Here is a 21,174-nt window from a genome sequence, read left to right on the forward strand (position 1 = left end):
GTGCCATTAAAGCGATTTACAAAAAGTGCATTATCGCTTCCTCGGACGGCACAGATAGCCTGATTTGTACCTAAGGAAGTACAACTAGGATTTGAAGTGGCTATACCTCCCAGACTCACAGGCCTATTCCAAACGGCAAGAACTGGTTGGCTTACCAGGGATAAAATTACCGATGTTGTACCTGCTAAAATTGTAAATTTCCTTTTCATAGAATCTAATGTCTTCCTCCTTAATACTCTTCTGTGTTTTGTTGGAAAGATTTAGACAAATGTAAAGTTTTAATTGTTGAATGTTTCTTTCCGTTTAAGGCGTTGTTTGAAAAGTGATTAACTGCGATTTTAGGCACTTATTGATTACCCCTAGCCCCTTTTTGAAGGGGGAATCTAGAACATTTTGCTACCGACAATATCACTTTTTAAACATCCTTTGACTGGTATTGTACGATGAAACCACGTACCGAATAAATCAGTTACAAACCTTTACATTATCAAGTTAAAACTAATAATCTTCGTGCGAAAGAACTGCTATTATCAGCCGTTGCATCAACGCTGCTCGAATTCAACTCTACTTAGGTAAACTTTAGGTAAAACTTTGTTTATACCATTGAAGTCTGAAGAAATCAAGCATCAACTTAGTCTGATACTTTGCCCTTAATCGGTTGCATGAGTTGAGACACTTAAGTTTGACTCGAACATCTGACACTTGAAAGCGCTCACGCTTAACGATTCCCAAGTTTTACCTAGTAGTGGTAAAATTATGGCTAATTATAATTTGTATTTACAAACACTTTGAATATTTACCTTTGCATGGCCAAATAAGAATGATTTAATATAATTCGTGCAAAAGTCGAAATCTGCGTCATTTTCTTTGTAGATAATGAAAATTAGTATTAACTTTTGCCGAATATCTAATAACTACATGATTATCTAACGATGAACAACGCGATCGCTCAGAAAACAGCATTATTATCAACTTGTGCTTTACTAATAACAAGCTGTGGTGGTGGGGGTGGCTCTGTGACAAATTCTCCAAATAGTGCCACAAATAACACTACAACTAACACCGCCCAGACAACGACTACATCGGGTGCGATTCCCATCGGTATTGCCTTAGCACAAACCAGCAACGTAGCATTACTCGGTCAAGAGGGATTCGTGGGAGCCAGAATTGCCGAGAAGTATTTCAATAGTAAAGGTGGTATAAATGGCACTCCGATTAAATTGGTAAACCAAGATACTAGCGGTGATGAAGCTGGAGCAATTAACGCTTTTCAAACTTTAATTAATAAAGATAAAGTTGTCGGTATTGTTGGCCCTACTTTGTCACAGCAAGCTTTTAGTGCTGACCCCATCGCCGAACGTGCTAAAGTGCCAGTTATTGGCGCATCAAATACCGCAAAAGGAATTCCAGAAATCGGTGATTATATAGCTCGTGTATCTGCTCCCGTCTCTATAGTTGCTCCTAATTCGCTGAAAGCTGCACTCAAGCAGAATCCTCAAATTAAAAAAGTGGCAGTTTTTTACGCCCAAAATGATGCATTTAACAAATCAGAAACGGAGATTTTTCAAACAGCAGTAAAACAGCAAGGGCTAGAATTAGTAACAGTTCAAAAGTTCCAAACTACTGATACAGACTTCCAAGCCCAAGCTACCAATGCAATTAACTTAAAACCAGATTTGGTAATTATTTCGGGACTAGCTGCTGATGGTGGTAACTTAGTGCGACAACTGCGAGAACTGGGTTATAAAGGCATAATTATTGGTGGTAATGGTCTGAATACACCAAATGTTTTATCAGTGTGTAAAGCGCTTTGCGATGGTGTGCTGATTGCTCAAGCTTACAGTCCTGAATATCCTGGTGAGATTAATAAGGTATTTCGCCAAATTTATATCGAGCAATATAAGAAAGAACCAGCCCAATTTACTGGTCAATCTTTTGCTGCGGTGCAGGTGTATGTTGAAGCTCTGAGAGCGTTGGATAAAAAAACCAAAATCAGCACATTACCTCTTGATAAACTGCGGACAGAATTGAACAAGGAAATACTAGCTGGAAAGTATGATACTCCTTTAGGTGAGATTGCTTTTACACCAGTCGGTGATGTGATTCAAAAAGAATTTTACGTTGCCCAAATCAAGATGGATAAAGATGGTAATACTGGAAAATTCGTATTTATAAAATAGTTGCAATATGAATATAACTGTATTTTTGCAACAATTTTTAAATGGATTATCTATCGGTAGTATCTATGCAATTTTTGCTTTGGGATATACCTTAGTTTATTCTATTTTGGGCATCATTAATTTAGCTCATGGCGCAATTTTTACCTTGGGTGCATATTTCACTTATGCCCTCATGGGTGGTAACTTTGGATTTAACGGGTTGCTAGCTAACGCAGCCTTGCCGATAAAATTACCATTTGCTATAGCCTTAATTTTAGCAAGTACCTTGGCAGGATTGGTAGGGGTAGTGATGGAACGGGTTGCTTTTCAACCTTTGCGCCGTCAAGGATGTGATCCCTTGCTAACTGTTGTTTCCAGCTTGGGGGTAGGAGTGGTAATTGTAAATTTAATCCAGTATTTAGTAGGCGCAGAAAGTTACACATACCCCGCAAATACTTACGGTAATTTGCCACCTGCGATTAATTTTGGTAGTGCAGATAATCCAATTCCGATTCGCAGCGTTCAGATAGTAATTTTTGCTGTATCAGTGGTGATTGTGGCAATTCTTACCTATTTTATCAATCGGACTAAATATGGTAAGGCAATGCAGGCGATCGCAGAAGATCCAACTACAGCTAGTTTGTTAGGAATTAATAGCGATCGCTTTATCATTTTAACATTCTTTATCAGCAGTTTTTTAGCAGGATTAGCAGGAACTTTAGTTGCTTCTAGTGTTAGTATAGCTGGGCCATATTTCGGCATTGCTTTTGGTTTGCGGGGTTTAGCGGTAATTGTCTTAGGTGGTTTAGGTAGTATTCCCGGTGCTGTGGTGGGAGGCTTAGTAATTGGATTAGTTGAAGCGTTTGTTCCTTCGGAATTCTCTGGATATAAAGACGCAGTAGCCTTTGGAATTTTGTTTATCATGCTATTAGTTAGACCGCAAGGTTTACTAGGGCGACGGTTTATTCAAAAAGTTTGATGTAGCACTATGAAAACATACACCAGGCAAAAACTAACTTTCGATCAATTTTTAGAACAGTGTCCAGAAGAAGGTTTATATGAACTTGTAGATGGAGAAATTGTAGAGGTGCGTGCAACTAGAAATCATGATGATGTCACCAATTTTATATTGTTTGGTTTCAATGATGAAATTAGGCGATTAAACATAAATTATGTAGTTAATAACACAGCAGTCTTTAAAACTATAACTGCCAATGGAATAGAACAAGGGCGTAAGCCTGATGTAAGTGTCATAAATAAAGATACATGGCGCTCAAATCGTTCTGCATACTCTGCACTTGAAGAACCTATCCAGTTAGCTGTAGAAGTGACATCAACTAATTGGGAAGATGACTACATTGATAAATTGGATGAATATCAACGTTTAGGTATTACAGAATATTGGATTGTAGATTATTTGGCAATTGGACTAAGAGAGTATTTAGGAAATCCAAAAGTTCCGGCTGTATTTGTTTTTATATTAGATGCTGAGGGAAAATACCAACGGACACTGTTTAGAGGTTCAGAACGAATTGTATCACGAACTTTTCCTGAACTGGCGCTGACAGCAGAGCAAATATTAACAGCTTAGTAGTTGATAAAAGTGATAGTTTGATTAAGCTTAATCAAAATGTTTTAACATGACTGATTTTTTCGCTACTTATGGTTCTCTAATTGTCTCTATGGTATTGGGGGCGCTGCTAGGGTTATCGCTTTACTTACCGCTAATGACAGGACAATTATCTTTAGCTAGTCCAGGATTTTATGCTTTAGGTGGGTATATTGCAGCAATTTTATCCACAAAAGTTTTTACATCTAGCAGTAGTTCATTCCCCATTCTATTGTTGTTATTGGAGATGTTAATTGCTGGTGTAATTTGTGGTTTATTGGGTATAATAGTAGGAATTCCAGCGTTGAGATTGCGAGGAATTTATTTAGCGATCGCTACTATCGCTTTTGTAGAAGTTCTGCGCGTCGTCTCCCTCAATTTGGATATTACAGGCGGTGCTGTTGGAATTTTTGGTATTCCTCAACCTTTCCAAACACCAATTGAATATTTATGGATTGCTCTACCCTTACTATTAATTAGTATGGTGCTGCTTTATCGTTTAGAAGGCATCCGTGTAGGAAGGGCTTTTATTGCTATCCGCGAAGATGAATTAGCTGCGGGTGCAATGGGAATTGATCCCACTTATTACAAAGTTTTGGCGTTTACACTAGGGGCTATACTTGCAGGGGTTGTAGGTGCAATTAGCGCCCACTTTCTTAATACCTGGAATGCTCGTCAAGGTACTTTTGATAGCAGTATTATATATTTAACTTTTGTTTTGATTGGTGGTTCAAGAACTTTTTTAGGGCCGGTAGTCGGAGGTATGGTGTTTACAGCCTTACCAGAGATTCTGCGAAGTCTCGCTGATACTGGTGGTTTACCTAATTGGTTTGCACAATTTTTGCGCGATGGGAGATTAATTATTTTTGGTTTTTTAATAGTGATAGGTACAATCTTTTTTCCCCAAGGGCTAATTACTCCAGATATTTTTCAAAGACGGAAAATCATGGATAAACGAACCGCAAAGGACGCAAAGGACGCGAAGTAAGAAAAGTTTTAGAGAGTTATTGCGTAAGTTTTATATTCATAATAATATGCAAAAATGTCACATAGTATTCTAGAAGCTAACAGTAGTATTGTTTTAGAAGCAAGAGCATTGACTCGCCGCTTTGGTGGTTTAGTGGCGGTAAATAATGTATCTTTTAGTGTAAATAAATATGAGATTTTTGGACTGATTGGCCCTAATGGTGCTGGCAAAACAACATTGTTTAATTTGATTACTGCTTTTATTCCCCCTTCTAGCGGGAAATTAATTTATCAAGGTGCAGAACTTTACCAACTGCGTCCTCATCAAATTGCTGCTTTAGGTATCGCCCGTACTTTCCAAAATATCCGCTTGTTTGGGGAATTATCGGCGTTAGAAAATGTGATAATTGCTCGACATTTACACACTAAAAGTAATATAATCGCAGGAGTTTTTGGATTACCACCAGCGCCTAGTGAAGAACTTCAAACGAAGCAAGAAGCTTTAGATTTATTGGATTTGGTGGGATTAAGCGATCGCGCCCACGAAAAAGCCAAAAATTTTGCCTATGGCGATCAGCGTCGCTTAGAAATTGCCCGCGCTTTAGCATTAAAACCGCAAGTCTTACTTCTCGATGAACCTGCGGCGGGGATGAACCCCAACGAAAAGCAGCAATTGAGTGAATTTATCCGTAGTTTGCGCGATCGCTTCGATTTAACGATTATCCTGATAGAACATCATGTACCATTGGTTATGGGTTTGTGCGATCGCATTGCGGTGTTAGATTTTGGGCAATTGATTGCATTGGGTAAACCATCTATAGTTAGAAATGATCCGGCTGTAATTGAAGCTTATTTGGGAAATGAATGAATTTATCTAAACAAAATATTCACAAATTCGTCTAAAGAATTCACTGCGATCGCGCTATCCATTAAGCTTTCTAATTTTTCCACACTTTCGCCCTCAAACCTTACTTCCACTTCATGAGGAATTTCGCCAAAGCGTTGTTCCAGTACCCGGATTAACTGCCGTCGCGCCCCCTGCTGAATACCTCTTTGCTCAATTTCTTGATACCAAGGCGACTCTCGCAATACTGCCATATCCCACCTCATGATTTGTTGCACTAAAGGCGTGTCTAACACAAAGCTAGCAAAAAATGCCAGCAATGATTCTAACTCGTTCAACTGTGCATCTGCTCGTAGCGCCTGTAATGCGCGTTGCACAACTGCTACCTCTCCCCCTCCTCGCAGAATTGGCACAAAGGGTAACAACGATGGTAGTGGTTGCCCAAACACTATCTCAGCGTCGATTTCCCACAAATTAATTACGCGATAATCTTGGATAGCACGTAATCCCAAAAATTCCTGCTCGTAACTATTGACAATAGTTAAGGTGGATGGAGGCGGTAAAATGTTGATTAGTACTGGGTAAGTTGGCAATCGGTAGCGTTCTTGTGCCAAGGCAGCATAAGCTCTCATCCGTAGAGGCATCTGTGCCGTGTAACGCAACTGTAGTTCATTTAGTACTAGAAAATCTCCATGAGTAGCACTGTATGCTTTCACCAAGACATCTGTTTCGCGGCTAATCCAGTGAAACTCAGAACCGAGAATTTCTTTCGCCACGACTTCAGGACGCTGTGTCACCCATTGTACCCATGCATCGGGAGCTAAATTAATTAGTCGTTTGCTACCAATATCTGCTACTTTTGCCACAGGACGCTTGATATCTTTATCAGTAATTAATAGTACATCATAAAGATTGCAGTATTTGGGCGTTAATTTTTAAGTTAAAGCAATGTCTACGCACTGTTTTAGAGGATGAATGAACAAGTCTAATTTATTACTAACCGGGCGACTAGAAGTCGCGGCTACACAAACAAAACCTGCCTACGCACTGTTTTAGAGGATGAATGAACAAGTCTAATTTATTACTAACCGGGCGACTAGAAGTCGCGGCTACACAAACAAAACCTGCCTACACAAGTTAAAAACCTTAATTTTCTCTTAGTCCACGGAGGTGGACTTTCTTTGTGTAGTAGCGAATTCTATTCGCCCAATACTTTTCAAACTTAAATCTTTTCCCTCACCCCCAGCCCCTCTCCCGTAATATGGGAGAGGGGAGATATAATTCTAGTTCCCCCTCTCCCAAATGATGGCATTCGGGGTTAGGGGATGAGGGCTATCAAGGTTTTTGCATCTGACGGGATGCTCCCCTGTTTTAAGAAATGTATGATTGATGTATCTTAGATTTTGAATCAACATTTCTGGATGTAAACCGCCGATGAAAGCCGATAGTAAGCCAAATTATACAATTTTAGAAGTTCAAGAGCTTGATGTTAATTATGGCGGTATTCAAGCTCTAAAAAAGATTAATTTAATTATTCAAAAAGGCGAGGTAGTTACTCTTCTTGGTGCTAATGGTGCTGGTAAAACTACTACACTCCGCGCTATATCTAAAATAGTTAATCCTAAGAGTGGTGTAATTATTTATAATGGACATAATATTAACCGCCGCCAAACTCACGAAGTTGTACAACTTGGCATCGCCCATTGTCCAGAAGGACGTAGAGTATTAGCGCGACAAACAGTATTTGATAATTTACTTTTGGGTGCTTATATTCGCACCAATCAAGCTGAGATAAAAGCAGATATTGGGCGACAATTTGAGCTATTTCCCCGCTTGTCACAAAGACGTAATCAACTAGCAGGAACCCTCAGTGGTGGTGAACAACAAATGTTAGCGATCGCTCGTGCTGTAATGAGTAAACCACAACTATTACTTTTAGACGAGCCTAGCTTAGGTTTAGCACCTGCGATCGTCCGGGAAATCTTCTCTATTATTGAAAATCTCCGGGCTACAGGCGTGACTATTTTGTTAGTTGAACAAAACGCGAAATTGGCGCTACAAATTGCCGATCGCGGTTATGTTTTAGAAGCTGGTTCTATAACTTTAACAGGTGCAGCATCAGAATTAATTAATGATGAACGAGTTAAAAAGGCTTATTTAGGGTAATTAATTAAATTAAAATTTGGGATATACAAGCAGATGGTAAAATCACCAACTAAATCGCTAATTTTAGAAGAGTTTTTGAAACTACCAGAAACAAAACCTAGCTCAGAATACATTAACGGTCAAATTATTCAAAAGCCAATGCCACAGGGAAAGCATAGCAAATTACAGGGGAAGTTAGTCACAGGTATCAATGAAGTAGTTGAAAGTCGAAAAATTGCCCTTGCTTTCCCAGAATTGCGGTGTACTTTTGGCGGACGTTCAATTGTCCCTGATGTAGCTGTGTTTGCTTGGGAACGGATTCCCTTAGATGAACGTGGAGATGTAGCTAATGTCTTTAAGACGTATCCAGACTGGACGATTGAGATTCTTTCGCCAGAGCAAAACCAGACTAAAGTAACCGGAAATATTCTACATTGTTTAAAACATGGTAGTCGTTTAGGTTGGTTAATTGATCCAGGCGATCGCTCTGTTTTAGTCTATCCACCAAAGCAGCAACCAGAACTGTTACAAGAACAACAACAAATTTTACCAGTCCCCGATTTAGTTAGTAATCTTCAATTAACTGTAGGACAACTATTTGGATGGTTGAAATTATAGCTTTTCCTAACATCATAGCCACCTCTTGGCTTGCTCTTAGGGGGTTGGGGGTGGGGTTCTTGTACTCAGCCAACTGAGAACCGCTATAGATGAGCGCTCACGCATCTGTTATGAAAAATATGAAAAACTTATTCTGAGTGGAACTAACTCTCTAGAACTTTTAGTTGATATTGCTTTAGAGACTTGGCTAAATAGGCTTTAAAACTACATTGACAACACTTATAACTTTTACTAATATTTAATATTATTAAATATTATTACGATTTTTGTCATATATTAATATTTGCAGCCCTGCTTGCAGATATCTATATATTTGTTTAGCGGCGAATTCTATTCACCGGAATAATTAAACCCATGAGTCAAATAGTCTGGATAGCAAGACACGCTAACCGCCTCGACTTCGTAAACCCTGATTGGTTCCTCACCGCCGAACGACGCTACGATCCACCCTTGTCTGATGATGGTATGGTGCAGGCACAACAGTTAGCTAAACGATTGAAACGAGAAAATATTACGCATATTTTCGCTTCTCCTTTCCTGCGAACCGTACAAACGGCAAACGCAGTTGCAGAAATGCTCAACTTACCAATCAAACTCGAAACAGGCTTGAGTGAATGGCTTAACCCAGTTTGGATGACAGAAGAACCCGAAAGACTCTCAACTCCAGCCTTAGCCGAGTTATTCCCCAGAATTGACACCAGCTACACTCCGCGCATCGCCGCCAAATTTCCTGAAACTCGGGAAAAAGTGCGAGAACGTTCTGGGCAAACTGCGAGATGTTTAGCTACTGAATTCCTCCCAGAACATATCCTGCTAGTAGCACATGGTGCATCTGTATTGGGGGGAGCAATGGGGTTAGTGGGGGAAATTGCCAAAACAGAAGTCAAGGCTTCTTTGTGTTCTCTAGTAAAAGTGGTACGCGAAGATCCAGAATGGTTATTAGAACTAAAGGGAGATACTTCCCATTTAACCCACATAGAAGAAGTTATTCGATTTGCTTAAACCTCTGATAGAGATTTGTGTTCATGACTTCTGCTAGGTTGGGTATATCTTACAAAAAAAGTAATTTAATTCACTAATAAATTCTATGACTTTGTTACTAGCAGGAGACATCGGCGGTACAAAAACTATTCTGCAATTGGTTGAAAAATCAGACTCACCAGCAATACATACTATTTATCAGGAAAGTTACCACAGTGCCGATTTTCCTGATTTGGTACCGATAGTGCAGAAGTTTTTGGTGAAGGCTAACACAGCCACACCAGAAAAGGCTTGTTTTGCGATCGCAGGCCCCATCGTCAATAATACTGCCAAACTGACCAATTTAGCCTGGTTCCTAGATACCGAACGTTTAGAAGAAGAATTGGGTATCCCGCATATTTCTTTGATTAACGACTTCGCCGCCGTTGGCTATGGCATTTCAGGTTTACAAAAACAAGACTTGCTGACGTTGCAAGTTGGCAAACCTCAACCCGAAACCCCTATTGGAATTATTGGTGCTGGTACTGGCTTAGGGCAAGGATTTTTAATTAAGCAGGGAAACCACTATCAAGTCTTTCCTTCAGAAGGTGGACACACTGATTTTGCTCCCCGAAACGAGATCGAGTTTCAATTGTTGAAATACCTGCTGGCTAAACATGATATCCAGCGCGTTTCTGTAGAACGTGTGGTTTCTGGAATGGGAATTGTGGCAATTTACCAATTTCTGCGCGATCGCAAATTTGCCGTCGAATCACCAGATATTGCCCAAATCGTCAGAACTTGGGAACAAGAAGCCGGACAAGAAGAGAAAAGCGTCGATCCTGGTGCTGTCATTGGTACAGCTGCACTAGAAAAACGCGATCGCCTCTGTGAACAAACTTTGCAATTATTTATAGAAGCTTACGGTGCAGAAGCGGGCAATCTTGCCCTTAAACTCCTACCTTATGGTGGTTTATACATTGCTGGCGGAATTGCGCCCAAAATCCTCCCCTTAATTGAAGACAACGGTTTCTTATTAAATTTCACCCAAAAAGGCAGAATGCGCCGCCTCCTTGAAGAGATCCCCGTATATGTTATCCTCAACCCGCAAGTGGGGCTAATAGGTGCTGCTTTATGTGCTGCTAGGTTATAACAGCTAGCATCATCAGTGAGATCGGCATCTCAAAACGCAAAAAATATGACAATTAAAAGTCTGTTGCCATTAATCGCCACCACACTTGTCTGTGGTGGTTCTGTTTTTGTGGAAGCGCGTCAACCCAAACCTACCACGGCTGTTGTCACAAAGGTTTCTCAACCTGTGCAGCCACAATGGAAGTTATTCACCGCTCCAGATGGGCGTTTTAGTATTTTAATGCCAGGAAACCCCAGCAAAAATACCCAATCCCAAAAAACTTATATGGGGGAAATTACCTTAGAAATATTTGTCGCTCAACCACCAAAACAGCAAGTAGCTTATCTAGTTGCTTACAATGATTTTCCTTATAGTTATGGTGAAATAACTGACCCCCAAGCTGTACTTAATAATGCACGGGATATGGCCTTAAAAACTACGAAAAGCAATTTAATCAGTCAACGAAATATTCGTAGTTCCAATAATCATCCTGGCAAAGAAATTGAGTACATCAATTCTGGAGGGAAAATCACTATAAGTAGAATGTATATTGCCGAAGGAAGATTATATCAAGTAATGGCAATAACTACAAAAAAACAGCAGAAAACATTAGCTAAAACCATTACAGGATATTTAGATTCCTTCCATGTAGTTTTAAAAAAGCCAAATAACTAAAACCTCTACTATATTAGCTTTGCAATCAATTGTGTGGTTAATATAGCGCTTTTTATTTGTATGCAATAGGGAGCATCCCATCAGGTGCAAAAACCTTGATAGCCCTCATCCCCCAACCCCTTCTCCCAAATCTGGGAGAAGGGGAGCCAGAATTTCAAACTCCCTCTCCCAGATTTGGGAGAGGGGCTGGGGGAGAGGGTGAGAACTACGGTTCTCAACTTAGATAAGGTTTAATTTGCATAACCCTTATTAAAATAATTCGTAATTCGTAATTCGTAATTCGTCAATTTGGTTTTGTAATGGGGATTTAACCCCAATCGCATTACTTGCTTATTTTTATAACCGGGGGACTTAAACCCACGGACAGGAGTTAAATATAACTCTTGTGGGGTGGGCAGGAAAGCCCGCACATGCAAGTTTATTTGTGGAACAGCATACTAAAACCTCGTTTTATTACAGATTCCGCGGTCCACTACAAACCGGATAAAAAATTTTGGATTGTCGCTAACAATATTTTTCCATTAAATCCAAACTTCTAAATTCTGCTGTATTTTAATTATTTAATTTTTTTTAGCTCATATCATACAACTTATACGCTACTCAACCGCTTATTAAAACATGATTTCTAACGCTAGTACGTCATGCTATTAATCATTGATGAACAAATTAAATAAAACCAAGTGAAATAAATGGCTAATACTACTATTAGTGCCGTTCCCCCTGGTTCTTTTAGCACCCTAGTTGATGCAATCAAGGCTGCCAATTTGATAGATACCCTCAAAGGTGTTGACTCATTTATCGCCTGTGCATCTACCAATCAAGCTTTTGCAAAGCTTCCAGCAGATACTGTAGAGAAATTGCTTAAGAATATTAATAAGCTCCAGGAACTCGTGACGTATCATATTGTTTCCGGTAAGGTGATACCCATACAGCCAATCGAAGGTTCAAGTTTGAAAATTGACCCTTTTCATAGTTTCAATCCAGATTATGAACCACAGCCTCAAAACCCAATGCTGTTGATGATAACGGTGTCATCCACATCATTGTTAATTCCTCAGTCAACAAACGTATAGATAGCTAATAACCTGTCTGGGCTAGGAACTATTTATAGTCACTACCTCACAGCTATCTAAATATATTTTCAGACAAACAAACTTAAATTTTATACCTTTCTCCTCACAGGAGAGAGGTTCATTCTATTTCATTTGAGGTTGTTTCACTTAGCAAATACTTTATACGGCGACATCATTTATCTTCAAATTTACCTAAAAAACAAAAACAATATTAGCTAAATTAATTTAACAATTTAGCTCTGAACATGAAACATTTATTAACAGGTCAAAACAATTTGATTATTGGTCGCAGCCAAAATCATATATCTACAAAAATCGATCAATTTATCAAGGGCAAACATGCTTGTATTTGTTGTTCAAATACTTTACTCCGTCACGTCAATTACCGAGGAGTTTACTGGCGTTGTAGCAACTGCTATCAGCAAATGCCAGAAGGCTATCTTTAGGAATAAGAATGAAATAACATACAATTTATGTCCGACAGCTTACCTCACCCTCAATCCCTCTCCTTATAAAGGAGAGGGAAGCTAGATACAAAATAAAGGAGAGGGAAGCTAAATACAAAATGAAGTTTTGCATTTTATTTAATTCAGGTTCCTTAATGTAGTTTAATTAACGATTGGTATCCCTTATGAATTTATTTCAATCTAATCAGTTAGAGTTTGCCTGGTGGGTAGAAATTAACACCGTTGTTCCGCGCTGTACTTATTACTTTGGGCCTTTTGATAGTGGAAAAGAGGCGCAATTTTATAGAACTGGCTATGTCGAAGATTTATATCAGGAAGGAGCCAGAGACATCGTTGCACTAGTCAAAGAATGTCAGCCTGATTTCCTAACAATTTTTCATGATGAAGCAGAACTCCAAATATCTAGTTTTTGAAGCCCGTTTATGAGATATTTTGCTAAAAGGGGTTTTTCGATAATATAACTGGTTGCATAATTTTGAGGTATCAGTTCTAGTACTTGTTTAATCAAATTGGTGAAGTCTTCTGGTACTTGACCTGATGGAATTCGACCAAGCCATATCAAAGCTATTACCTCTGCTTTTTCTTCCTCGGATAGTTCGTCAATATATTTATGTAGGACGTTTACTGAACATCTTCCTGTGATATTGAAATCTTCTAAATAATAAGACAATTTATCTAGAAATGTTTCTGATTGATTTGTTCTTTCAGATCCTATTTTTCCATAAATTAATTCAGCCATCTCAATAATTTTATATGTTTTGTTAATTGATAATAAACTCATATTTTTTATTTAAGTTGGAGTTAATAAACAAAAATCTAAGCATAGAAAAAACTTAGGAATTTATGTTAAGAAAATTTTTTAGATACATACATATAAATAATATGTATACAATGCAACTATTATATTAAGTCAAGTAAGTAAGTGCTAAATAACCCTTCAACTCATAATTGAGCATTATAGATCAGTGTTTTAATTCAGGTATCGTCGAAAGTTTGAAATGTATAAGATAAAGGTATAACGTTTAATTTCGATACAAAAGTTTAAATAAATGAAAGTATACTCTGGGGTTTTGTATAACTTTAAGTGAGTAGAATGTTGTTATCATAGAAAAATATATTAGATTGCAGATATTAATAAAAGTTAAAGTTCATGATTTGAGGAGCAGGGTTATTGTCCTATGGTCAAGCGATCGCTCCAAGCATCACTCGCTGGGATTGAACAGGCAAAAAGAGCATTTGCCCGCAAGGGGTGGACACAAGACAATCTAGCAGCAGAAGTTAACCTCAAGACTAGACAACCCGTTTGGCGGTTTTTTAGTGGTCGTCCGGTTGAGCGTCATACCTTTATTGAAATTTGTTTGGTGTTGGAAATGAATTGGCGGGATATTGCTAGCAATCCGCCGGCAGAATTCATGGAACTAGAAGAATACACCCAGCCCCCTGTGCTGGATATTGATACATTAGTGCAGAAAGTGCGATCGCAACGCTTCGAGAAAATTCAAGACCAGTGTGGTATTTTGCAGTTATTGGATATTAGCCGTCCCGTTGCGATCGATGACATATATATAGATGTAAATATTTTGGAGGAGATTGCCAGTCTTCAGTACTTAGAAATCGCTGATCTGCAAAACCTTGATCCCAAAGAATTTGACCGTTTTGGCAAAGGTGAAGCCGATCAGAACCAGATACCTGGTACAGAGGCAGTTCAAAAATACTCCAAGCTTAGGGTGCTAGGCAAACCAGGAGTAGGTAAAACCACCTTTTTACAATATCTCGCCATTCAATGTAACCAAGGTGAATTTGCGCCCGATCAAGTGCCAATCTTCATCACCCTGAGAAATTTTACTGAAGAATCTAAAACCACTAACGAGTTCAGCCTATTAAAATACATCCGCCAGGAGTTCCTCACATCTGGAATTTTAGATGCTTCAGTAATTGAAACATTACTTAGTGCAGGCAGAGTGTTAGTGTTGCTTGATGGCATGGATGAAGTTATTAACCAACAAAGCAATGCTGTCTTAAGCGAAATTCGCAGATTTTCAGAGAAGTATCACAAAAATCAATTCGTGGCCACATGTCGAATAGCATCTCAAAAACTCAGACTCCGAGGCTTTACCGATGTTGAGATTGCCCCATTTACCTCAGAACAAATCATTGCCTTCGCTCAAAAATGGTTTGTGACATTTACCAAGACCAACATTCAAGATGGTCAGGCGGAATCCGTTCAGTTTATTCAGAAGTTAGACTTAGATGAAAACTGGCAATTTCGCCAACTCGTAGTTACGCCCCTATTTCTGCATCTTGCCTGCTGGGTGTTTCACGCTCAAGAAAAATTTCCGACTAAGCGGACTGACTTTTATAAGCAAGGTTTAGACCTTCTATTGGGTAAATGGGATGAAGCCAGAGGCATTGAACGGGATGATATTTACCGAGGGTTTTTATTACCACAAAAACTCAAGTTATTGAGTCAGATTGCCGCAGCCACATTTGAGCAAGGTCAGTACTTTTTTGAGCAACGCATCGTTGAGCAATACATTGGTGACTATATTCAAAATCTGACCGACGTGCCAATGGATGCAGAAGAACTGCAAATAGAAAGCGAAGCAGCGCTAAAGTCAATGGAGGCTCAACATGGGCTACTGGCAGAACGGGCGCGGGGAATTTTTTCCTTCTCCTATCTGGCCTTTCAAGAATACTTCACAGCAAGAAAAATCGTTGCCAGCCATAACCTAGAGGCATTTGGGCAAGCGCTAGAAGGATTAGTTAGTCACATTACAGACCCACACTGGCACGAAATCTTTTTGTTAACAGCTACCATGCTCCGAAGTGCAGACTCTCTGGTACAGTTGATGAAGCAACAGATTGATGCACTGGTTGCCCAAGACGCTTATTTACAAGAGTTTTTGACCTGGGCTAGCCAAAAATCTCGCACTATTGCCACCCAACCAAAAGATGCGACAATTCGAGCATTTTACCTTGCCTTAAGTCGCACTCCTCACGTAGCTCCTCACTTTGCCCTAGCCAGCAGCCTCGACCAGGGAATGTTTCTGGATGCGGCTTTAGATGACCTGCTGCTAGAGTGTGCCATTGATGGGAGCCAGGAATTTGCCCACATCCACGCCTGCGGAGATGCTCTCTCGAACATTCTGGGCCTTGTTCTCGATGTTGGATTGTATAAATCCCTGCAACAACTCTCTGACCAATTGCCAAATTCTCGCCAAAGTCAACAACGGTTTGAGCTATGGTCCGAGACCAACTATTCAGCCTGGGCTGAACAGTTAAAGATGACGGTGATTAATTATCGCAACATTAACCACCAGTGGCAGTTTAGCCCTGAGCAACAGCAAGTGCTGCAACGCTACTATGATGCTAATCAGTTACTACTCGATTGCCTGCATAGCAATTGTGAAGTGACGGCTGGTATTCGGCAGGAAATTGAAGCCACCTTATTATTGCCTCAAAAGGAACTTGAGGACAGGGAATGGCAATAATTATTTTGGTTAATTACGTAAATATGTTGATTGCTAAATTGGTTTTTATTACGTTTTGTGTCATAGTTAATCAACTAATTTAGTAAATCAAACAACGCTTTGCCATATTACAGAAAGAAAGTTTTTAATTTGATTTCTAGCCTGACAATTCAGGTCATGTGGAAAACCTCACTTCTATTTCTCTCTTCCTTTAAGCAGAAGCCACTGCGCCCTTCGGGCTTTGCCCGACAGCCAAGCAGATGGCTCAGAGACTTTGAATTTTCACCCTTAGAGCGACGAGTTGGGGGTTAGGGGGTTAGGTTAATGGTTAGCTTTTCCGCATAACATGAATTATCAGGATTTCTAGGAAAGATCCTTCTTTCGGTACTTTTCTTTGTAACTAAGTAGGTCGGCGAGAAAAAACCAAACTATATAACGAAAAGTAAAATCTCTGTATTTGGCTCGTAGTTGCGCTTTAGCGCTAAAGCGCAACTACAAACCAGTGATGATTATTTGGGCCGACTTACTTACTCTACTCACTGATTTTTAAGCCCACTTTGCACTTAGAGCTTTAATGGCAGGTCTTGTTATGAATTTTATCAATGGCTTTTGCTTGACAAATGGGTTACTCAAAGGTGTAAAAGTACTTGTTGTAGACAACGATCGCGATAGTAGAGATTTGTACGCATTTTTACTCAAACACTTGAGCGCATCTGTGATTACTGCTGGTTCGGTAAAACAAGCTTTAGAAATCTTGAGTTGGTTCACACCCAACATCATTGTCAGTGAAATTAGGTTTTTAGGTGAAAGTATTTATACATTACTAAATACTTTGAGTGCTATGGAAGCAGATAATGGAAATCATATCCCAATCATTGTGACTTCAACATCTACCACAGGTACTCATGAACAAATTCCAGATGTAGAGTTTGAAGAATATTTACTCAAACCATTCGACCTTGACAAATTTGTTTCGATGATTATAAATCAAGTACAAGAAGATGTGACGGAAAATTTTTACCTGCCTGTATTAGTTTATACTAATATACTAAGCACTTCTCAAGGCCACAATCGGGTCGAGTTTAGCAGCGCGACGTGCAGGAACAACACCAAAGAATAAACCAATAGCACCAGAAACACCAACTGCCATAGTAATCGCTACAGGAGAAAGACTCGCTTCTAAGGGAGTCAAGGCTCCCACTAATAGAATGCCACTGACACCAACCGCAGTCCCAACTAAACCGCCAGCTGCGGAAACTATTACTGCCTCAATGATGAACTGTAGCAAAATATCTTGCTCAGTTGCGCCGATCGCTTTTCTCAATCCGATTTCTTGGGTGCGTTCGGTGACGGAGACAAGCATAATATTCATGATGCCTATGCCGCCGACAAACAAAGATATGCCAGCGATCGCTGCTAGCATAATTGTCAATGCACCTGTAATTTGACCAACAGTTTGCAAAGCATCCTTTTGAGAGCGAAGAGTAAAGTCATCTTCACCATTAATTTTGTGCCGTAGACGCAGTAAATTAGTAATTTGAAACTCTGCTGCATCCACACTGTCTGAATCACGAGCCGCAGCCACAAAATAATCTAAGGCAATACCATAAGGAGAATTCTTTCCCACAAGTCGGTTTGCTGAAGTCGTGATTGGTATTAAAGCAGCATCATCATAATCTGCTCCCACGCTGGAACCTTTGTTTATTAACGTCCCAATCACTTGAAAGCTGGTATTTCCAACTCGTAATTGTTGACCGATAGCGTTACTATTACCGAATAGTTTTTCTGCCAAGTCTCCACCTAATACAACGACTTGGTTACTTCGCTTGATGTCTACCTCAGAGAAAAACCTACCTTTATCAGTTTCAAAATCCCGCACCGACAGGAAACTGGGAGTTGTGCCAATGATGTTGACATCGGTGTTTCTGTTGTGATATACAATTACCTGTCTTCTATTTAACTCCGGTGCAACTCCCACTACTGTTGGTACTTGAGAAGCGATCGCTTCAGCATCTTGTAACACCAAAGTTTTTGGCACTTCAAAGGATATCCGCTGAGTTTCTCGATTCCCTGGCAGTACAAAAAGCACATTTGGCCCTAATGACTCCAGTTGTTTATTAACGTATTTTTGCCCACCTTCGCCAATACCAATCATGGCAATCACTGAGGCATTACCAATAACTATACCCAACATGGTGAGGGCGCTACGCAATTTATTTGACAGCAGGGTTTTACCTGCCATTTGAATACTTTCTAAAAAATTCATGACTTAAAAATTAGGAATTATATCATGTTCCCTTGATTACTTATTAAACCCGAAGAACCCCACCCCTTAATCCCCTCCCCGCAAGCGGTGAGGGGAGACGAAGCGTAGCTTTGGCGGGGTGGGGTTCAATGACTCCGAAGAACCCCACCCCTTAATCCCCTCCCCGCAAGCGGTGAGGGGAGACGAAGCGTAGCTTTGGCGGGGTGGGGTGCAATGACTGTGGAAATCATAACTAATTATGCGAACATGATATTACTTATTCTGTTCTTTAGCCTTCTCAATTTTGTAGTCTTTGGGTGGATTAACAAAAACGCGATCGCCTTGTTTAACTCCCTCTAAAATCTGAGTTTGGTTTTGAATTTGCGCCCCAATTGTCACTTCGCGGAACTGGGGTTTATTCTTTGCATCTGGTACAAGTACGCCAGTTTGACCTTTTTCGGTGACGATTGACACTGTTGGTAAGACTAAAGCATTATTGACGCGATCGCCTAAAAAAGTCAGATCCACATTTAAGCCAGAACGCAGTTTATCTATACCAGTATTCAGAGCAACCCGCACCTGGAAGGATGTCACACCTTGTTCTACCACTGCTTCTGGAGCAATTAAACGCACATGACCTTTAAAAATTTGATCGGGATAAGCATCAGCGACAATTTCCACCTGCTGTCCCGGTTTAATTCTGCCAAGATCGGCTTCGGGAACTTGAGCTAATATTTCTAACCCGCGTGCTACGGCGACAATTGAACTAGATGTTGCCGATGCACTAGCAGAAGCCGAAGTTGTAGGTGTGACAAACGCCCCAGGTTCAGCATACTTTTGGGTAACAATTCCCGAAAGAGGAGCGCGAATAATGGTATCTTCTAACTGTACTTGCACACCCTTCAACTGAGCCTTAGCCCCTTCAACAGCTGCTTGACGCTGGACAATTTCTTCAGAACGGGTTCCATCTTCCAACAGTACTAATGCAGCCTGTGCTTCATTAACTGCTGCTTGACGTTGGTCGATTTCTTCAGTCCGAGTCCCAGTTTGGACTAAGGAAAATCGTTTTTTAGCTTCTTCTAAATTGGCTCTAGCACTTTTGTCGTCGCTGAGGGCTTGATCGAATAATTGTTTTTTCTCTGCTCCCTGTTGATATAGATATTGATAACGCTTTACCTGTTCACTGGTGTAATTCACCTTTGCTTGAGCCGCATCCACTTGGGATTGAGATTGAGCAATTTCTTGGGGACGATTACCGGCTTTAGCTTGGGCTAGCTGGGCTTGAGCTTGTGCTAACCGCGCTCTTGCTTGAGCAATTTCTTGAGGACGACTACCAGCAAGAGCTTCGGCTAGTTGTGCTTGACTTTGGGCTAAGTTTGCACGGTATTGGCTCCTTTGAGCTTCAATACCTGCGCTATCCATACGCGCGAGAATTTGCCCTTGTTGAATGCGATCGCCTTGTTGGACATATAATTGCGACAGCACTCCAGGGTTCTTCGGACTAATATTTACGCTCTGAACTGGTACAACTTTGCCACTAGCTGTAATCCGCAAGGTGACGTTTTGCGCTGCTACTGGCACAGTTAATTGAGCAATATCTTCTTTATTTGCCCCTTGATTTACCAAAGTATAAGTTGTAGTACCAACAATCAAGACACCCCCAGCTATCAGCCCCATTAGCCAGCGTAATGGATACTTAACTTTGCCAATAACAGGAATTTCTATATGCGTAGCCATATCTAGAAGCCTATAAATCTTGCTTTATGGGAGTAGCCTGTAGTTATATTGATAATGCCCATCGAATAGCCCATAGTAAAACCACCCGTTCAGAGCAAACAGCTGCGCTTTTGCTCCCCTCCCCGCTTATGGGGAGTGGTTGGGGGTTCCTGTTAACTATGGTTAATTGAGCGGACATAAATATTAAAGGGCAGATGCAGGAATACGCAGTTGTTAAAATTTTTGGATTAAATTTTTCGTTAATAAACTAACAACTAGACGCATATTTAGCTTCATAGTTGCTTAATCTTCCTTAATAATAAATATTATATGCCTGTATGCCTTCACCTGAATGGGTGACTTTAGCCACATTATTATTTGACACCCTAGTGTCTGTCCCAAAAGTTTTCAGAGGTTCGTGGTGTTCAGATCCCCGACAACTTTTACGAAGTCGGGGATCTCGCAGCCCCGCAAAATTAATGCGACAGACTACTAGTTACTTCATTGAAAAAACAAATAAAGTTGAATTCAATAAGCAAAAAGGCATATTGCTTTCTCAAAATGCCTGATTGCTTTCTCATTTCGGTAGATTTAGCAAGCAAAAAGGCATATTGCTTTCTCAAAATGCTTGATTGCTTTCTCATTTCAGTAAATTTAGCAAGCAAAAAGGCATATTGCTTTCTCAAACCCCAGTTTGCTTTCTCATTTGGGTATATTTAGCAAGCAAAAAGGCATATTGCTTTCTCAAACCCCAGTTTGCTTTCTCATTTCAGTAGATCGCGCACTCATTTTAGTCTTTTGGGCAAACAAAAAGGGAACATCCCAAGGATTCCCTCACCCCCAGCCCCTCTCCCAAATATGGGAGAGGGGAGAAATAATTCTAGTTCCCCTTCTCCCATCTTTGGGAGAAGGGGTTAGGGGATGAGGGCTATCAAGGTTTTTGCAATTATTAACAATGATTGCGAGATATGGAACGCTTAAAGGATTTAGCAGCAACTCTTTCTCTACCACATGCCCTGGCGTTCATAATCCAAAATCCAAAATCTAAAATGGTATAAATTACTCTCTTCCCAGCCCAAGATTATCTATATCCTT

Annotated in this window: 20 protein-coding genes; 15 read left to right on the forward strand and 5 right to left on the reverse strand. The window is 40.1% G+C overall.

Annotated features, from left to right (window positions below; translation table 11 throughout):
* The coding region (locus V7K73_RS26085) for a hypothetical protein (protein WP_334884408.1) at positions 1–209 on the reverse strand (209 nt) is incomplete at its 3' end.
* Positions 210–932: 723 nt separating this feature from the next.
* Here V7K73_RS26085 and V7K73_RS26090 point away from each other — a divergent pair.
* Genes V7K73_RS26090 through V7K73_RS26110 form a run of 5 tightly spaced genes read left to right on the forward strand, consistent with a single transcriptional unit; the run spans position 933 to position 5,602 of the window.
* Positions 933–2,180: an ABC transporter substrate-binding protein gene (locus V7K73_RS26090; protein WP_334884411.1), complete on the forward strand. Its 1,248-nt coding sequence runs from the start codon at positions 933–935 to the stop codon at positions 2,178–2,180.
* Between the two features lie 7 nt (positions 2,181–2,187).
* A complete protein-coding gene (locus V7K73_RS26095) occupies positions 2,188–3,138 on the forward strand; it encodes a branched-chain amino acid ABC transporter permease (RefSeq protein WP_334884414.1) in 951 nt (316 codons plus the stop codon).
* A gap of 9 nt (positions 3,139–3,147) precedes the next feature.
* The gene (locus tag V7K73_RS26100; protein WP_334884416.1) at positions 3,148–3,750 is read left to right on the forward strand and encodes a Uma2 family endonuclease; all 603 of its coding nucleotides are present in this window, start codon (positions 3,148–3,150) and stop codon (positions 3,748–3,750) included.
* A 49-nt stretch (positions 3,751–3,799) separates the two neighbouring features.
* Positions 3,800–4,756 carry a branched-chain amino acid ABC transporter permease gene (locus tag V7K73_RS26105; RefSeq protein ID WP_334884418.1) on the forward strand — a complete coding sequence of 319 codons (957 nt, stop codon included), beginning with the start codon at positions 3,800–3,802 and terminating at the stop codon, positions 4,754–4,756.
* A 54-nt stretch (positions 4,757–4,810) separates the two neighbouring features.
* On the forward strand, positions 4,811–5,602 hold the full coding sequence (locus V7K73_RS26110) for an ABC transporter ATP-binding protein (RefSeq protein ID WP_334884419.1): 792 nt from the start codon (positions 4,811–4,813) through the stop codon (positions 5,600–5,602).
* 2 nt (positions 5,603–5,604) lie between these two features.
* Here V7K73_RS26110 and V7K73_RS26115 read toward each other — a convergent pair whose 3' ends face one another.
* On the reverse strand, positions 5,605–6,444 hold the full coding sequence (locus tag V7K73_RS26115) for an Rpn family recombination-promoting nuclease/putative transposase (RefSeq protein WP_334884421.1): 840 nt from the start codon (positions 6,442–6,444) through the stop codon (positions 5,605–5,607).
* Positions 6,445–7,012: 568 nt separating this feature from the next.
* On the opposite strand from V7K73_RS26115, the gene V7K73_RS26120 reads away from it, so the two are divergent.
* The 8 genes from V7K73_RS26120 to V7K73_RS26155 all read left to right on the forward strand — a co-directional run bounded on the left by V7K73_RS26120 (position 7,013) and on the right by V7K73_RS26155 (position 13,061).
* A complete protein-coding gene (locus V7K73_RS26120; protein ID WP_334884423.1) occupies positions 7,013–7,744 on the forward strand; it encodes an ABC transporter ATP-binding protein in 732 nt (243 codons plus the stop codon).
* Between the two features lie 33 nt (positions 7,745–7,777).
* The gene (locus tag V7K73_RS26125) at positions 7,778–8,341 is read left to right on the forward strand and encodes a Uma2 family endonuclease (RefSeq protein WP_334884425.1); all 564 of its coding nucleotides are present in this window, start codon (positions 7,778–7,780) and stop codon (positions 8,339–8,341) included.
* Positions 8,342–8,695: 354 nt separating this feature from the next.
* Positions 8,696–9,343: a histidine phosphatase family protein gene (locus tag V7K73_RS26130; RefSeq protein ID WP_334884427.1), complete on the forward strand. Its 648-nt coding sequence runs from the start codon at positions 8,696–8,698 to the stop codon at positions 9,341–9,343.
* Between the two features lie 85 nt (positions 9,344–9,428).
* The gene (locus V7K73_RS26135) at positions 9,429–10,454 is read left to right on the forward strand and encodes a glucokinase (RefSeq protein WP_334884429.1); all 1,026 of its coding nucleotides are present in this window, start codon (positions 9,429–9,431) and stop codon (positions 10,452–10,454) included.
* A 45-nt stretch (positions 10,455–10,499) separates the two neighbouring features.
* Positions 10,500–11,108: a hypothetical protein gene (locus V7K73_RS26140; RefSeq protein WP_334884430.1), complete on the forward strand. Its 609-nt coding sequence runs from the start codon at positions 10,500–10,502 to the stop codon at positions 11,106–11,108.
* 689 nt (positions 11,109–11,797) lie between these two features.
* Positions 11,798–12,181: a fasciclin domain-containing protein gene (locus V7K73_RS26145; RefSeq protein ID WP_334884431.1), complete on the forward strand. Its 384-nt coding sequence runs from the start codon at positions 11,798–11,800 to the stop codon at positions 12,179–12,181.
* A gap of 245 nt (positions 12,182–12,426) precedes the next feature.
* Entirely contained in the window at positions 12,427–12,627 is a 201-nt protein-coding gene (locus tag V7K73_RS26150) for a hypothetical protein (protein ID WP_334884433.1), read from the forward strand.
* Positions 12,628–12,812: 185 nt separating this feature from the next.
* Positions 12,813–13,061: a DUF1816 domain-containing protein gene (locus tag V7K73_RS26155; RefSeq protein WP_334884435.1), complete on the forward strand. Its 249-nt coding sequence runs from the start codon at positions 12,813–12,815 to the stop codon at positions 13,059–13,061.
* On the opposite strand, the gene V7K73_RS26160 is transcribed toward V7K73_RS26155, so the two are convergent.
* Positions 13,025–13,429 (reverse strand): DUF3775 domain-containing protein, encoded by a 405-nt coding sequence (locus tag V7K73_RS26160; protein ID WP_334884437.1) that lies wholly within the window; start codon positions 13,427–13,429, stop codon positions 13,025–13,027. The genes V7K73_RS26155 and V7K73_RS26160 overlap by 37 nt on opposite strands.
* 397 nt (positions 13,430–13,826) lie before the next feature.
* Here V7K73_RS26160 and V7K73_RS26165 point away from each other — a divergent pair, with 397 nt between their 5' ends.
* Positions 13,827–16,139: an NACHT domain-containing protein gene (locus V7K73_RS26165; RefSeq protein WP_334884439.1), complete on the forward strand. Its 2,313-nt coding sequence runs from the start codon at positions 13,827–13,829 to the stop codon at positions 16,137–16,139.
* 568 nt (positions 16,140–16,707) lie between these two features.
* Positions 16,708–17,238, forward strand: a complete 531-nt coding sequence (locus tag V7K73_RS26170; RefSeq protein WP_334884441.1) for a response regulator — start codon at positions 16,708–16,710, stop codon at positions 17,236–17,238.
* Here the strand turns inward: V7K73_RS26170 and V7K73_RS26175 are convergent.
* Positions 17,167–18,384: an ABC transporter permease gene (locus tag V7K73_RS26175; RefSeq protein ID WP_334884443.1), complete on the reverse strand. Its 1,218-nt coding sequence runs from the start codon at positions 18,382–18,384 to the stop codon at positions 17,167–17,169. The two genes, V7K73_RS26170 and V7K73_RS26175, sit on opposite strands and share 72 nt — an antisense overlap.
* A gap of 252 nt (positions 18,385–18,636) precedes the next feature.
* Positions 18,637–20,100 carry an efflux RND transporter periplasmic adaptor subunit gene (locus V7K73_RS26180; protein ID WP_334884445.1) on the reverse strand — a complete coding sequence of 488 codons (1,464 nt, stop codon included), beginning with the start codon at positions 20,098–20,100 and terminating at the stop codon, positions 18,637–18,639.
* Between the last annotated feature and the right edge of the window lie 1,074 nt (positions 20,101–21,174).

The organism is Nostoc sp. (genome assembly GCF_036916975.1).
In the GTDB taxonomy this organism is placed as follows: domain Bacteria; phylum Cyanobacteriota; class Cyanobacteriia; order Cyanobacteriales; family Nostocaceae; genus Nostoc.